The sequence below is a fragment of the Herbaspirillum robiniae genome (assembly GCF_002213415.1).
Lineage (GTDB): Bacteria > Pseudomonadota > Gammaproteobacteria > Burkholderiales > Burkholderiaceae_D > Herbaspirillum > Herbaspirillum robiniae.
This window is the reverse complement of the sequence record NZ_NJGU01000007.1, coordinates 320648-334976: the sequence shown is the minus strand read 5'-3', so window position 1 is coordinate 334976 and position 14329 is coordinate 320648. Positions and strand designations below refer to the sequence as shown.

The following is a 14329-nucleotide window of genomic DNA, read 5'->3' as shown; positions in this document are numbered from 1 at the left end:
TTTCGTGGAAAGTGGATGTCCGGATCGCTGTGCGCTCCGACTCCCGGGCAACTGCTTCAGATTTTGTCGGATTCTAATACGGAGTTGAATTCAGATGCAACCTTGTATTTGAATTCATGAGTGCTAAAATTCGCCCCATGACACGCCAACGACTCAGCCGCGAGCAAAGCCGGGAGCAGACCAGGGAAAGGCTGCTGGACGCGGCCCATACCGTATTCATGGAAAAGGGATTCCCGCTGGCCAGCGTGGAAGACATCAGCGCCGCCGCCGGCTATTCGCGCGGCGCCTTCTACTCCAACTTCGAGGACAAGACCCAGCTCTTCTTCGAGCTGCTGCGCCGCGAAGGCGAGGAAATCGACCAGGAATTCCACCGCATGCTGAGCGGCCCGGTCGACGATCCCGCCGCCCTGCAGGAAGAAGTCGCGCGGCATTATTCGCAGCTCTACCAGGGCGACAAGTGCAGCCTGCTGTGGATGGAGGCGCGCATCGTCGCCGTGCGCGACGAGAAATTCCGCACCGCGCTCAATGGTTTCCTGGAAGAACGCTACCGCCAGATCGCCGAATTCGTGGAGATGTTTTCCAGGCTGACCGGCACCGCCCCGGCCGCCCCGCCGCGCGAAATCGCCATCGGCCTGATGGCGCTGTGCGAGGGCGTGAGCTTCTCGCACCGCTGCGCGCCGGACATGGTGGACGGCAGGACGGCGGAGTCGGTGCTGTCGTGGTTCCTCAAGGCGTCGATCGCGGTGCCGGCGCCGGACGACGCGCCAGCGGCATCGCCGGCCGCAAAAAAAACGCCGGTTCGCAAACCGGCGGCAAAGAAGACGAAAGCGGCCTGACGCGCCGGGCCCGCCCGCGCCCTTCCCCTGTGGATATCTGGAACAGGCCGCGCCCTAGGCGGCGGCCTCGGCGCGGCATTGCCGGATCACAAAGGCAAACAACTGCGGCTCGGCCAGCGGCCGGCTGTAGAAATAGCCCTGGATCTCGTCGCAGGCCAGACGCTTGAGCCACTCGCGCTGCTCGATGGTTTCCACGCCCTCGGCGATGACCTTGATGCCCAGCGTGTGACCCAGGCCGATCACGGCCTGTACGATGGCGGCGTCCTGCGAATTGGGCTTGAGCTGGCGTACGAAGGACTGGTCGATCTTGAGCTTGTCGATGGGAAAGCGCTTGAGATAGGACAGCGACGAATAACCGGTGCCGAAGTCGTCGATCGACAGTTTCAGTCCCAGCGCGCGCAGCTTGTGCAGCAGCCCGACGGCGGCCTCGGTGTGCTCCATCACGGCGCCCTCGGTGATCTCCAGCTCCAGGCTGGCCGGGTTCACGCCGGTGCGCGCCAGCAATGCCTCTATCGTCGCGTAGAAACCGGGATGGCGGAACTGGCGCGCCGAGATGTTGACCGCCACCACGAAGTCGCGCCCGGTCATCTCGCGCAGCGCGATGATCTGCGCGCAGGCGCGCTCCAGCACCCACTCGCCGATGGCGATGACCAGCCCGGACTCTTCGGCGATGGGAATGAACTCGCCCGGCGACACCAGCTCGCCGCCCCGACGCCAGCGCACCAGCGCCTCGAAACCCACCAGCTCGCCGTCGTCCAGCCGCTGTTGCGGCTGCAGGTGCAGCTCGAGCTCGTCGCGCTCCACCGCATGCACCAGCTGCGCCTCCAGGTCGAGGCGGCGCGCGGCCTCGGCGTTGAGCTCCTCCGAGTAGGCCACCAGCGTGTTGCCGCCCAGCGCGCGCGCCGACTGCAGCGCGGCGTCGGCGTTGCGCAGCAGCACGGCCGGCTCGGTGCCGTGGCGCGGATATTCGGCGGCGCCCAGGCTGAGGTCGGAGAACACCTCATGCGCGCGGCTGCTGAACGGCCGCTGCATGTCCGCCTGCAGGGCCATGAGCGCGCGCGCGAAGCCCGGCGAATGCACGGCGTGGCGATACAGGATCACGAAGTTGGCGCCGTCCAGGCGGAACACCTCGCCCTGGTGCGCGGCGGCCACGGCGCGCAGGCGCCCGGCGATGTCCAGCATCATCTGGTCGGCGAACTCGTGGCCGTAGGCGCCGATGACGCGCTCGAAACGGTCCACGCTGCCCAGCACCAGCGCATGGCCGCGGCCGCGCAGCCGGCGCAGGCGCTGCTCCAGCGAACGGCGGTGGCCCAGCCCGGTCAGCGGATCATGCGCGGCCTGGTGGGCCAGCGCGTCTTCGGAACGAAAGCGCGCCCAGATGTGGTACATCATGAACAGCGCCGTGGTCAGCGCCAGCAGGTTGAACCAGTGCACCAGGCGCGCGATGCGGTTGATGTTGACGTCCACCATGCCGCCCTCGCGCAGCAGCTCGGTGACGCCGTGCATGTCCTTGGCCGTCAACCCCCAATGCACCAGCGGCTCGGCGGCGTCGCGGATGTTTTCCACGGTCTGCTGCATGAAGATGGACAGGCCGATGCCGCAGGCCACCACCACCGTCAGCAGCAGGTAGATCGGCCAGCGCGTGTGGCGCACCAGCATGTGGCGCATGCGCTCGTCCCAGTCCTGCGGCAGGCGCGCCTGCATGCTTTCTTTCCAGCGGCGCTGCGCGCCGTGCTGCATCAGGTTTTCCATTGCGGTTCCCCCCTGGGATTGTCGGTGCGCGTCAGGGCTGCGCCAGCACCTGCTCGATCCGGTTGACCATGTCGTTGCCGTCGAACGGCTTGCCCATGAAGCTGGCGTTGCCGGCGGCCATGGCGCGCGCCTGCAGCGCCGCCGAGGGATAGGCGGTGATCACGATCACGGGCGTGGCCAGGCGCCGGCGCCGGATGAATTCGAGCAGTTCGATGCCGCTCATGCCGGGCATCTGCACGTCGGTGATGATGCAGTCGGCGTCGTCGAAGCCTTGCGCGGCGACGAACGCGTCGGCCGACGCGTAGCTCGCCACCGCCATGCCGATCGAGCGCACCAGCGCCGAGAGGGCGTCCCGCATCGAACCGTCATCATCCACTACCGCGATCTTGCTTGTCTTTGTCACTACATATCCTTGGCTGGCCCGCGGCATGGCGCCGACGGTTGCTTGCAGGTTAGCAACCGGCGGCCGGGCCGAAAATCATACGTTGGTATGAGAGCAAAAGACGATGACGGGGGATGAACGCGGCGGCGCGGGAAAACTTGCGCGCAAGGCACGAAATGCCGTCAGGAGCGCGGCCTGAAGCCGCCCTGCTCCAGCGCCTGCGCCATGCGCACCAGGTCGGCGAAGGACTTGGCCTGCATCTTCTTCATGGCGTTGCCGCGATGGATCTTGACGGTGACCTCGCTGGTGCCCAGCTCGCCGGCGATCTGCTTGTTGAGCAGTCCGCTCACGGCCAGCCACATCACCTCCGATTCGCGCGGGGTCAGCGCCGCGTAGCGCGTGTGCAGGCCGGAGCTGGCCTGGCGCTGCTCGAGCTGGCGCCGGTCCTTGTCGTGGGCGGCGGCCACCGCGTCCAGCAGGTCCTGGTCGCGGAAGGGCTTGGTCAGGAAATCGATGGCGCCGGCCTTCATGGCACGCACGCTCATCGGGATGTCGCCGTGGCCGGTCATCAGGATCACCGGCATGGTCACGCCGGACCTGGCCAGCTCGGCCTGGAAATCCAGCCCGCTGATGCCGTGCAGGCGCACGTCCAGCAACAGGCAGCCGGGCGCGTCCGAAGCCGGGCGTTGCAGGAAGGCGGCGGCGCTGGCGTAGCCGCGCACCTGCAGGCCGACCGAGCGCAGCAGGCTGTCGAGCGCGCCGCGCAGAGAATCGTCGTCGTCGACGATGTAGACGATGGGGGTGGCGTCGGGCCTGGCGGTGGCGGGATTCATGCGGGAAGCTCCACGGCCGATGCCGCGACGGGAATGCGAAAAGCCATCGCCGCGCCTTGCGGCGCGCGGTTCCAGGCGCGGATGGCGCCGCCGTGGGACTCGATGATGGAGCGGCAGATCGGCAAGCCCATGCCCATGCCGTCCTGCTTGGTGGTGAAAAAGGCGTCGAACAGGCGCTTCAGGTCGTCCGGCGCGAAGCCCGGCCCGCTGTCGGCGATCTCGACCACTACCGCCGGCGCGTCGGCGTGCTGGCCGTTCTGGCCGTCCCCGCCGCGGTCGACGAAGGAGCGCACCTCGATGCGGCGCTCGCGCGCGCCGGCGCCGGCCATGGCCTGGGCGGCGTTCATCACCAGGTTGATGATCACCTGCTGCAACTGGATCTTGTCGGCCTTGACCGCGGGCAGGTCCGATTGCAGGTCCAGTTTCAACCCCGCGCCGTGGCGCTGCAATTCACGGCGCAGCAGGTCGCAGCTCTCGGCCACGACCTCGTTGACGTCGAGCGCGATGAAGGCGGGCGCGGACTGGCTGGCCATGCCGCGGATGCGGCGGATCACTTCGCTGGCGCGGCGGGCGTCGCGCTGCATGGCCTGCACCGCCGTGCGCACCTCGCCCAGGTCGGGCTCGGGCCGGTTCATCCAGCGCAGGCAGGCTTCGCCGTGGGTCTCGATGGCGGCCAGCGGCTGGTTGACCTCGTGCGCGATGGACGCGGCCAGCTCGCCCAGCGTGCTGACGCGGCTGGCGTGGGCCAGCTGGCCGCGCGCCTGGTTCAGGGCCTCCTCGCGCTCCAGCAGCGCCAGCGCCGCGGCCTGCCCCTTGAGGGCGAGAAAACCGGTGATGGCGATGGCCGCCAGGCTGACCAGGCAGCGCGCCAGCGCCGCATCGTTCTGCGCGAAGCCGTGCGACATGCCGTAGGCGATCAGCGTAAGCGCGATGCACAGCCCGGTGACGGCGATCACGCCGCGGCGCGGCCATACCGCCACCGACAGCAGCACCACCGCCACGTAGAGCACGGCGATGGCCACATCCAGCGGCGTGAGCGCATCGACGGCGAAGATCGCCGCGGCCAGCCCCAGGGCGACCACGGGCACCAGCGGCGAGCGGGTGGAAATGAACATGCATTCTCCTGTCCGGCGCCACCGTCCCGCGCTGCGGAACCGCGGCTGCGCGCCCCTCGCGCGCCGACCGGATCAATCGTTGTCTATGTCGGGAAAACGCCCGTCTTGAGGCCGTTTCCCTTTTTGCCGAACACGAGTATAAATGTCTGACATTTGTATGGATACGCGTATTACACCAAAGTATAGGTAGGCCCAGGCCGCTCCCGGGGAGCCGGTCCGAAGGCGAACACCACGCATCTCCCATGCTGCAGGAACATCCGTTTTCACCCCGCCGCCGGGAAATTTTCCGGACGGCAAATCCGTTCATACTCTCGTATGATTGGCGCGGCCGCGGCGCCGGTCATACGATGCGTTCATCCAGATTCCGCGCCCACGGGAGGCACAGTGAAGCTCTATGAACAACTCGCCGAGACGATCCGCACGCAGATCGAGGACGGCATCATGCTCGAAGGCGAGAAGATCCCTTCGGTACGCCGCACCAGCCAGCAATACCAGCTCAGCATCTCCACCGTCATCCGCGCCTACCTGTTGCTGGAAAGCCGCGGCCTGATCGAGAGCCGGCCGCAGTCGGGCTACTTCGTGCGCATGCGGCAAGCGCCGGACGGCGCCGGCCTTTCCGCCCTCGCGCCGCAGGGCGCGCCGCATGCCGTGGAGCCGGCGGCCGGCCCCGACATGGCGCCCGCCGCGCTGGTGCTGTCCAACATGCGCTCCATCAATTCGGCCGACCGCATTCCGCTGGGCTCGCCCTATCCCGACCCGTCGCTGTTTCCGTCGGCGCGCATCAGCCAGCTGGCCCACGGCTTCTACAAGCGGCGCGACCGCCAGGAGCTGATGGGCTCGCTGCCGCCGGGCAACGCCGAACTGATCCGCCAGGTGGCGCGCCGCCATCTCGAGACCGGGCTGGCGGTCAACGCCGCCGAGATCGTCATCACCGAAGGCGCCACCGAAGCCATCCACCTTTGCCTGCAGGCCATCTCCCGCCCCGGCGACGGCATCGCGGTGGAAGCGCCGACCTACTACGCGCTGCTGCACGCGATCGAGCGCATCGGCATGCGCGCGGTGCCGGTGGCCACCGATCCGCAGAACGGCATCGACCTGCCGTCGCTGAACGCGGTGATCGAATCCGGCCAGGTGGCCGGCGCCATCGTGATGCCGAACTTCCAGAACCCGATGGGCTTCGAGATGCCCGAAGAACGCAAGCGCGCGCTGGTGGACCTGATGGCCTCGCACGACCTGCCGCTGATCGAGAACGATGTCTACGGCGAACTGCACTACGCCGAGCAGCGCCCGCGCCCGCTCAAGGCCTTCGACCGCAGCGGCCTGGTGCTGTACTGCAGCTCCTTCTCCAAGAGCCTCACGCCGGAGCACCGCATCGGCTGGACGCTGCCGGGACGCTACCGGCAGGCGGTGGAGCGACTCAAGTTCCTCAACACCGTCACCATGCCCTCGCACCCGCAGCGCGCCATCGCCGAATACCTGCAGAACGAGGGCTACGACTTCCACCTGCGCCGCCTGCGCAAGACGCTGTCGCAGCAGGAGCGCATCATGCGCTCGGCGGTGCTGCGTTTCTTCCCGCCAGGCACGCAATGCTCCGAGCCCAACGGCGGCTACCTGCTGTGGGTGACGCTGCCGCCGGGCGTGCAAGGCATGGACCTGCATGTGCGGGCCCAGGCCGCCGGCATCAGCGTGGCGCCGGGCAATATGTTCAGCACCGCCGAATCCTTCGGCAACTGCATCCGCCTGAACTACAGCTTCGCCTGGAACCGCGAGATCGAACAGGCGGTGCGCCTGCTCGGCGAAATCACCCACGAGCTGGCCGCGCATGCCGCCAACCTCGCCAATGCCGGCAACGCCGCCAACGCCGATCTTGCGCGTCCGGCAGCCAAGGCCGCAGCCGCGGCTCCCGGAGCTGCTCAGGCGCCTGCCAGCGGGCTGACCAAGGCCAGCTGAGGCTGGCGCGGCAAGCGCCCGTGATGCTCGCCGCGCAGGATGAACTGCGCCGCGATGTCCTCGACCGCGGCCGGCTTGCCGAACAGGTAGCCCTGGAAAGTGGCGCAACCGATCTTGCGCAGCGCCGCCCACTGCTCCGCCGTCTCCACGCCCTCCGCCACCACCTGCAGGCCCATGCTCTGGGCCAGGCTGACGATGGTGCGCACGATCGACGAGGCATGCGGCGTGAGCAGCATGTCCTGCACGAAGGAGCGGTCGATCTTGAGCTGGTCCAGCGGCAGCTTCTTCAGGTAGCTCAGCGATGAATAGCCGGTGCCGAAGTCGTCCAGCGAGAACCCCACGCCGCGCTCCTTGAGCTGGCTCATCTTGCGGATCAGGTCGTCGACGTCGGTGAGCAGCATGCTCTCGGTCAGCTCCAGCTTCAGGCGGCGCGGATTGGCGCCGGTGCGCTCCAGGATGTGCAGCACGCGCTGCGTGAACTCGGGCTGGCGGAACTGGCGCGCGCTGACGTTGACGGCGATGGTCAGCGGCTCGGTGGCGGCATCCCGCGACCACGCCACCAGCTGCTCGCAGGCCGTCTCCAGCGCCCATTCGCCGAACTCCACGATCAGGCCGGACTTCTCGGCCTGGCTGATGAAGGCGCCCGGATACACCAGCCCGCGCCGGGGATGCTGCCAGCGCATCAGCGCCTCCACCCCGGCCAGGCTGCCGTCGCCGTTGACGATGGGCTGGTAGTGCAGCAGCAGTTCACGGCGCACCAGCGCGTGGCGCAGGTCGGTCTCCAACATGGCGATCTGGTCCAGCACGTCCTGCATGTCGGGACTGAAGAAGCGGAAGGTGTTGCGCCCGGCCGCCTTGGCCTCGTACATCGCCATGTCGGCCTGGCGCAGCAGGTCGTTGACGGTGTGACGGCCGTCGCCGAACAGCACCACGCCCAGGCTGGGCGTGCTGCGCACCTCATAGCCGTCCATCGAATAGCCGGCGTTGAGCGAGGCCAGGATCTTGCGGCAGACGAACTCGGCATTGGCCTCGGCCTCCTCGGCGCTGGTGCCGAGATCCTCCAGCAGCACCACGAACTCGTCGCCGCCCAGACGCGCCACGGTGTCGACCTCGCGCGTGACCTGCTTCAGGCGCAGCGCCACCAGCTCCAGCAGGCGGTCGCCCATGTCGTGGCCCATGGTGTCGTTGAGCGACTTGAAGTTGTCGAGGTCGACGAAGATCACCGCGCCGTGATAGCCGCCCCGGCCGCAGCGCGCCACCGCCTGCCCCAGCCGGTCCAGCAGCAGGCGCCGGTTGGGCAGGTTGGTGAGGCCGTCGTAATAGGCCAGGCGCGCAATCTCTTCCTCGGCCTCTTTGCGCGCGCTGATGTCCATGCGCGTGCCGACCATGCGCAGCGGCCGGCCCTGGGCGTCGCGCTGCACCAGCTTGCCGCGGCACTGGATCCAGACCCAGTGGCCGTCCTTGTGGCGCATCTGGTATTCGGCTTCAAAGGAGTGGCTGCTGTCGGCCAGGTGCAAACGCAGCGCGTGGTCCAGCGCGTCCATGTGCTCCGGGTTGACCAGCGAGCGCCATTCGCCGGGAGCATCGAACTGGCACTCCGGCGCATAGCCGAGGATGGCGTTGCTGCGCGCGTCGACGCGGCGCACGTCGCTGGGGATATGCCAGTCCCACAGGCCGAGGTTGGCGCCCGAGACCGCCAGTTCCATGCGCTCGGTGATTTCGATATGGCGCGCCTCGCGCTGGCAGGCCAGCTCGTGGGCGATGCGGCGGCGGCGCTGGATCAGCCACAGCGCCAGCGCGCCCAGCAGCCCGAACACGATCCACATCGCGAAGTAGGAATGCGCCGGTTCATGCCAGCCTGCATTGATGCGCTCGACGCTGCGCGAGAGGCTGATGACGAAGGTCTTGTCCAGTCCCAGCTCGCCCTGGGTCACGGTACGCTGCACCACCATGCGGCGCTCGCCGCCGGGGTCGGCGCCGGTGATCACGCTGACGACGTTGCCGCCGCTCAGGTGGCGGCGCAGGAAGTCGTCGCCGCCGTCGGCCGGATGGCGCATCTCGGCCGCGTTGGCCGGCACGAACAGCAGGCGCCGGCCGTCCTCGCCGGTGATGGCGCTGTTCATGTCGTCGGCATACAGCGCCGAGCGCATCACGGCGTCGAAGTACTCCGGGTTGAGGATGGCGCTGACCGCGCCCTCGATGCGGCCGTCAGGCGCCATGACCGGCATGGACAGCTTGATGTTGAACACGCCCGGCGTGTTCTCGAACGGCTGCGACACGTACAGCACGTTGCGCGAATACATGCGCGCGATCTGCGAAAGGAAATCGCGGTCGTCGAGATGACGGTCCTCGATGTCGTCGGCCGAGCGCGCGATGCGGCCCTCGGCGTTGAGCAGCACGATGGCGCGCACGCCCGGCATGGCCCGCTTCAGGGATTGCAGCAGCAGGCGCTCGCAGTCGGCGTTGCAGTGCTTCTCGTCGGCCGCGGCGTTGCGCGCGCTCTCCAGCGCGTTGCGCACGCCCTGGAACTGGTGCGCCAGGCTCTCCTCGATGATGCGCGCCTGCAACTCCATGCGCGCGGTCTCCGAGGCCTTGATCAGGCGCCGCTCGGACCAGACGAAATTGGCGATCAGCAGCGCCGTAAACACCAGCACCGCGAGGTAGGCGCCCCATTCGATGACGGCGCGGCTGAGTCCCGGCGGTTCAAGCGGTTCCCTGTACATGATGCGTTCTCCGGGTCATATGCCGCCGTGCGCGACCAGGCGCAGGGCCGGTCGTGCCGCGACGGCGGGGGCGGGCAATGCATCGGGGCCGATGGCCTCGTGCCGCTGCGCCAGGTGGTCGGGCAGCTGGAAGCGCGCGGCGGCGCGCTCCAGCTGCAAGGCTTGTTGCGACAGCGAGGCGGCGGCCGATGCGGTTTCTTCGACCAGCGCGGCGTTCTGCTGCGTGACCTGGTCCATCTGCGCCACGGCGCTGTTGATCTGGTCGATGCCGGCGCTCTGCTCGACGCTGGCCAGCGCGATCTCCGACATGGTGGCGGCGGCGCCGCGCACCTGGCCGACCACGCTGTCGATGGTGCGCCCGGCCTCGGCCACCTGGCGCCCGCCCTCTTCCACCTGGCGGATCGAGACGTCGACCAGTTGCTTGATCTCGTGCGCCGACTTGGCCGCGCGCTGCGCCAGCACCCGCACCTCGCCGGCCACCACCGCGAAGCCGCGGCCGGTGTCGCCGGCGCGCGCCGCCTCCACCGCCGCGTTCAGGGCCAGGATATTGGTCTGGAAGGCGATGCCGTCGATGATGGAGGTGATGCCCACCACCTCGCGCGCGGTGCGGTCGATGGCGGCCATGGTGCCGATCACCCGTTCCACCGCGGCGCCGCCCTCATGCGCGGCGTCGGCGGCGGCCGCCACCAGTGCGCTGGCGTCGCGGGCGCGGTCGGCGTTCTGGTGCACGGTGCCGGCCAGCTCCTCCAGCGAGGCGGCGGTTTCTTCCAATGAAGAGGCCTGCGCCTCGGTGCGTGCCGACAAGTCCATGCTGCCCTGGGCGATCTCGCGCGAGGCCTGCAGGATCGAGGCCGAGCCTGCCGCCACCTGCGAGATGATCCGTCCCAGTCCGCCGTTCATGTCCGACAGGGCGCTGAGCACCTGGCCTGTCTCGTCGCGCCCGGCGGCGCCGATCTGCAGCCGCAGGTCGCCGTCGGCCACGGCGCGCGCGAAGCCCACCGCCTGCGCCAGCGGCCGCGTGATGCTGCGGCTGATCCACCAGGCCAGCGCCGCGGCCGCCAGCATCGCCGCCAGGCCCAGCGCGATCATCACCTTGCGCGCCGAAGCGACGATGCGGCGCGACTCGGCGCGGCTGTCCTGCACGATGCGGTTCTGGTAGTCGATCAGCTGGCGGATCGACTCCTGCAGCCGCTCGATGGCCGGCAGGGTCTCGCGCCGCATCAGTGCAGAGGCCTGCTGGTCCTCGTCGCGCGCCAGCAGCTTGCGCACGCGCTCAAAAGATTCGGCGTAGTCCCTGCGCGCCTGGCGCACCTCGCCCACCAGCTGCTTGCCCTGCGCGGAGGCCACCAGGTGATCCAGCGTGTCCAGCGCCTCGAGCACCTTGCGGATGTTCAGGTCGATGCGTTCCAGCGCGCGTTCTTCTTCCGCCTTGTCGTTGATGATGAACAGCGACAACAGGCGGGCCACGTTGGAACGGGTCAGCGCGTCGATGGTGCGCGCGGCCTCCAGCTTGGTCCAGTCCTGGTCCATCACGCGCTCTTCGATGTCGGAGATGCGTCCCACCTGGCTGATCCCGACCCCGATCAGCACCGCCATCGCCGCCAGCACCACGGCGAAGGCGCCGCCCAGACGTACCCGTATGGAAAGATTTCCAGCAATGCCCATGTCGATTCCCCTTTTTCAAGAAAACAAGAAAAAAGCTCCCCCCGCCGTGCGCACACCTGTGGCACGGGCTCCGGTACGGCTGCTGGAAGCCTTTGATAGCTGTCGGATGGGAGTCTAGGATTTCGCCGCCCGCGGCTGTGCGTACACAGTCGCCAACGCACGGGGAACACAGTTTGGCGCGCACGCGAACGGCGCCTCGGCCATGCGGTACAGATCAGACCAAGGTATGGGGAATACAGACGATGGTGGGATGGCGCTGCGGCGCGCGGCTTTCTATGCTGGCGGCAAATGGATCATCCCGGGGGAAGAAACATGCATATCGAAATCATCGGCCAATACGAAATCGTGCTGGAGGCATTCCGCAACCTGAGCAACACGGCGTGGATGCCCTTCGTCACCATCTACCGCGGACGCTCGGCCTCCTACCGCAGCATCTGCGTGATGCAACGCCAGCCGGTCGACACGGTGGTGCCGGCGGCCAGCCGTTCGCTGGCCATCGACGCCGCCCGCAGCTTCGCGGCGCAGCGCATCGCGCGCGGCGACCTGTAGCGCCGGCGCCACGCCGCCCCATACCTTGGCATGGATGCGCGGCGCCGGGGAAGATCGCATCATCGGACGCAACACCATCGCAGCGCAATGCCGTACCTACTTCTCGGAGGGCAACATGGATACCTGGCTGATCACCAACGCCTACAGCAGTTTTGGACTGGAACTGAGCGCCGAACTGCTGGCGCGCGGACATGCGGTGGCCGCCACCGTGCGCAGCGCGGCCGAGCGGCGCGCCTACGAAGACAGGTTCGCCGCGCGCCCGCTGTGCTATGTGCTGGACGTGACCGACGGCGACGCGGTGCGCGCCACGGTCGACGAGATCGAGGCAGTCACGGGCGGCATCGCGGTGGTGGTCAACAACGACGGCGGCGGCTTGCGCGGGATGATCGAGGAAGTCTCGCTGCACGAGATGCGCGCGCATTTTGAGGCGGGCGTGTTCGGCGCCATCGCCGTGATCCAGGCGGCGCTGCCCTACATGCGCGCACGCCGCGCCGGGCGCATCTTCAACATCCTGCCCACCGCCTGCCAGCCGGACGCGGTCGGCGCCGGCATCTACCAGGGCGGCAAGCTGGCGCTGGAAGGCATGACCGAGGCGCTGGCGCGCGAGGTGGCGCCGTTCGGCATCCACGCCACGGCGGTCACGCCGGGTTGCTTCGCCGACGAGCGCGGCCGCGAGGAACTGCGCAGCGGCCGCCGCGCGCGCCGGCGCATCGCCGACTACCACGCGCAAGGCACGCGAGCGGCGACAGCCGCGGCGGCCAGCCTGGGCGACCCGGAACGCGCCGCGCAAGCGGTGCTGCTGGTGGCGTCCACGCGCCGTCCGCCGCGCCGCTTGCTACTGGGCAGCGCCGCGCTGGACAACGTGCGCCGCAAGATCGGCGACCTGCAGGAAGAGTTGAGCGACTGGGAACTGGTGTCGATGAACACCGACCTGAGCGCAGGCCGGGCATGAGCGCCTCGCTCAGGCGCGCCTGCCCAGTTCCTCGAAGCGGTGGTCGGGCAGGAACCACAGCGCCGCCAGCAACACATAGATGGCGTTGGCGCCCAGCGGGCTCCATGCCGCCAACGGAATGGCCAATGCGTAGAGCAGGATGGACGCCGCGTTCTTGCGGCCGTGGCCGATCACCGCTGCCAGCGTGGGGCTGCCCGCTTCGCTGTGGCGCAGCGCCCGCTTGAGCAGCAGGAAGGACAGCGAACACATCAGCAGCACCAGGCCGTAGCAGGCCACCGGCAACGCATCGCGGTGGTGGCTGGCGATCCAGCCGGTGACGAAGGGAATCAGCGAGATCCAGAACAGCAGGTGCAGGTTGGTCCACAGCACCCGGCGGTCGACATGGGTGGCGGCCTGCACCAGGTGGTGATGATTGACCCAGTAGATCCCCACGTAGACAAAGCTAAGCAGGTAATTCAGCAGCTGCGGCGCCAGCGCCAGCAGGTCGTCCAGCGTGGCGCCGCGCGGCGTCTGCAGGCCCAGCACCATGATGGTGATGGCCACCGCGATCACGCCGTCGCTGAAGGCCTCCAGGCGCGCCTTGTTCATTTGGCCGCGGCGCCCGCCGCGGCCTGCGGCTGCCTGAATTCATTCCACACCATGACGACCAGCATCGCCACCGGCACCAGCAGGCCGGTAAAGCCGAAGGCGTGATAGGCGAAGGCGGCGGCGATGGCGCCGATGCCGAACGACAACACCGGCCACAGGAACTTGAAGCAGCGCTCGGTGGTGGCGCCGTCGGCGCCGCCGCGCAGCACGTCCACGGTATCGATCACCACCTGCGTGACGTTGCCGGTCATCAGCGACGTCGGCGCCAGGTGCGCCAGCAGCAGGCGGCTGATGGCGCTGTGCACGCCCATGGCGGCGGTGCCCAGCAGGCCGGACGCCATCACCCAGCCCGAGGTCGGCGACTGCACCGGCGTGGCGGCGATGCCGCAGGCCATGAACCCGGTCAGCAGGATCAGCTGCAGCAGGAAGGACCAGGCCAGCGCCGCGCCGTTGCGGCGCTGGATCGCGGCGATGTAGAGGCGCGCGCCGGCCACGCCGATGACGAAGGCGGGGAAGGCCAGGAACTTCAGCAGGATGGACATCTGCGAGCTGTCGGCCAGCGCGGCGCCGATCAGGATGAAGTTGCCGGTGACGTGGGCGGTGAACAGGCCGAACAGGGCGATGAAGCCCAGCGTGTCGACGTAGCCTGCGAGAAAGGCCAGGCTGGATGACTGGAGGCGATTGCGTTGTGCTGCGTTCATGGGACTCACTTGAAGGGTTGCAGGAGCGGATGCCGCATTGGCGCTCACGATAGCACCACGCCCGCGGCGCGCCCATTACCTCTGGGGATAGTGGCAACGTTGTCATATTGACGAATCGACAACGACGGCTTGCGGCGCCCGGCGAGCCGAGCGCGTTTTGTACAAAAAACAGCACATTCATACAATCCAAACCAGATGCGAATGCACATCATGATGGCGACCGCAAAGCACGGCCATTCCAGGCCCAGCGTCGCCCCACGGCGACACGCCGCAAGCCGGTCGC

Annotated in this window: 12 protein-coding genes; 4 read left to right on the top strand and 8 right to left on the bottom strand. The window is 68.3% G+C overall.

What is annotated here, in order from left to right; translation table 11 throughout:
* Nucleotides 1-137: 137 nt before the first annotated feature.
* On the top strand, nt 138-836 hold the full coding sequence (locus tag CEJ42_RS15190; protein WP_079217775.1) for a TetR/AcrR family transcriptional regulator: 699 nt from the start codon (nt 138-140) through the stop codon (nt 834-836).
* Nucleotides 837-890: 54 nt separating this feature from the next.
* Here CEJ42_RS15190 and CEJ42_RS15185 read toward each other — a convergent pair whose 3' ends face one another.
* The 4 genes from CEJ42_RS15185 to CEJ42_RS15170 form a co-directional block, all read right to left on the bottom strand.
* Nucleotides 891-2588: a putative bifunctional diguanylate cyclase/phosphodiesterase gene (locus CEJ42_RS15185; RefSeq protein WP_088751642.1), complete on the bottom strand. Its 1698-nt coding sequence runs from the start codon at nt 2586-2588 to the stop codon at nt 891-893.
* Nucleotides 2589-2619: 31 nt separating this feature from the next.
* Entirely contained in the window at nt 2620-2991 is a 372-nt protein-coding gene (locus CEJ42_RS15180) for a response regulator transcription factor (RefSeq protein WP_237772411.1), read from the bottom strand.
* A 161-nt stretch (nt 2992-3152) separates the two neighbouring features.
* Nucleotides 3153-3803 carry a response regulator transcription factor gene (locus tag CEJ42_RS15175; RefSeq protein ID WP_088751641.1) on the bottom strand — a complete coding sequence of 217 codons (651 nt, stop codon included), beginning with the start codon at nt 3801-3803 and terminating at the stop codon, nt 3153-3155.
* Nucleotides 3800-4918: a sensor histidine kinase gene (locus CEJ42_RS15170; protein ID WP_088751640.1), complete on the bottom strand. Its 1119-nt coding sequence runs from the start codon at nt 4916-4918 to the stop codon at nt 3800-3802. Before CEJ42_RS15170 ends, CEJ42_RS15175 begins: the two co-directional genes overlap by 4 nt.
* 384 nt (nt 4919-5302) lie before the next feature.
* Between CEJ42_RS15170 and CEJ42_RS15165 the strand changes: the two genes are divergently transcribed.
* Entirely contained in the window at nt 5303-6868 is a 1566-nt protein-coding gene (locus tag CEJ42_RS15165) for an aminotransferase-like domain-containing protein (RefSeq protein WP_088751639.1), read from the top strand.
* Here CEJ42_RS15165 and CEJ42_RS15160 read toward each other — a convergent pair.
* Together CEJ42_RS15160 and CEJ42_RS15155 are read right to left on the bottom strand one after the other, a co-directional pair.
* On the bottom strand, nt 6832-9591 hold the full coding sequence (locus CEJ42_RS15160; protein ID WP_088751638.1) for a bifunctional diguanylate cyclase/phosphodiesterase: 2760 nt from the start codon (nt 9589-9591) through the stop codon (nt 6832-6834). The two genes, CEJ42_RS15165 and CEJ42_RS15160, sit on opposite strands and share 37 nt — an antisense overlap.
* 15 nt (nt 9592-9606) lie before the next feature.
* Complete coding sequence (locus CEJ42_RS15155; RefSeq protein WP_088751637.1) at nt 9607-11256, bottom strand: methyl-accepting chemotaxis protein; 1650 nt, start codon at nt 11254-11256, stop codon at nt 9607-9609.
* A gap of 312 nt (nt 11257-11568) precedes the next feature.
* On the opposite strand from CEJ42_RS15155, the gene CEJ42_RS15150 reads away from it, so the two are divergent.
* A complete protein-coding gene (locus CEJ42_RS15150) occupies nt 11569-11805 on the top strand; it encodes a hypothetical protein (RefSeq protein WP_079217767.1) in 237 nt (78 codons plus the stop codon).
* A 115-nt stretch (nt 11806-11920) separates the two neighbouring features.
* Nucleotides 11921-12757 (top strand): SDR family NAD(P)-dependent oxidoreductase, encoded by an 837-nt coding sequence (locus tag CEJ42_RS15145; RefSeq protein WP_165774446.1) that lies wholly within the window; start codon nt 11921-11923, stop codon nt 12755-12757.
* A 9-nt stretch (nt 12758-12766) separates the two neighbouring features.
* On the opposite strand, the gene CEJ42_RS15140 is transcribed toward CEJ42_RS15145, so the two are convergent.
* Both CEJ42_RS15140 and CEJ42_RS15135 read right to left on the bottom strand, forming a co-directional pair.
* A complete protein-coding gene (locus CEJ42_RS15140) occupies nt 12767-13345 on the bottom strand; it encodes a TMEM175 family protein (RefSeq protein ID WP_088751635.1) in 579 nt (192 codons plus the stop codon).
* Nucleotides 13342-14046 carry a YoaK family protein gene (locus CEJ42_RS15135; RefSeq protein ID WP_088751634.1) on the bottom strand — a complete coding sequence of 235 codons (705 nt, stop codon included), beginning with the start codon at nt 14044-14046 and terminating at the stop codon, nt 13342-13344. The genes CEJ42_RS15140 and CEJ42_RS15135 overlap by 4 nt, the downstream gene beginning before the upstream one ends.
* Between the last annotated feature and the right edge of the window lie 283 nt (nt 14047-14329).

Coding starts and splice junctions, on each gene's coding strand:
- CEJ42_RS15190 (WP_079217775.1), top strand. CDS start 138: ATGACACGCCAACGACTCAGCCGCGAGCAAAGCCGGGAGCAGACCAGG.
- CEJ42_RS15185 (WP_088751642.1), bottom strand. CDS start 2,588: ATGGAAAACCTGATGCAGCACGGCGCGCAGCGCCGCTGGAAAGAAAGC.
- CEJ42_RS15175 (WP_088751641.1), bottom strand. CDS start 3,803: ATGAATCCCGCCACCGCCAGGCCCGACGCCACCCCCATCGTCTACATC.
- CEJ42_RS15170 (WP_088751640.1), bottom strand. CDS start 4,918: ATGTTCATTTCCACCCGCTCGCCGCTGGTGCCCGTGGTCGCCCTGGGG.
- CEJ42_RS15160 (WP_088751638.1), bottom strand. CDS start 9,591: ATGTACAGGGAACCGCTTGAACCGCCGGGACTCAGCCGCGCCGTCATC.
- CEJ42_RS15155 (WP_088751637.1), bottom strand. CDS start 11,256: ATGGGCATTGCTGGAAATCTTTCCATACGGGTACGTCTGGGCGGCGCC.
- CEJ42_RS15150 (WP_079217767.1), top strand. CDS start 11,569: ATGCATATCGAAATCATCGGCCAATACGAAATCGTGCTGGAGGCATTC.
- CEJ42_RS15145 (WP_165774446.1), top strand. CDS start 11,921: ATGGATACCTGGCTGATCACCAACGCCTACAGCAGTTTTGGACTGGAA.
- CEJ42_RS15140 (WP_088751635.1), bottom strand. CDS start 13,345: ATGAACAAGGCGCGCCTGGAGGCCTTCAGCGACGGCGTGATCGCGGTG.
- CEJ42_RS15135 (WP_088751634.1), bottom strand. CDS start 14,046: ATGAACGCAGCACAACGCAATCGCCTCCAGTCATCCAGCCTGGCCTTT.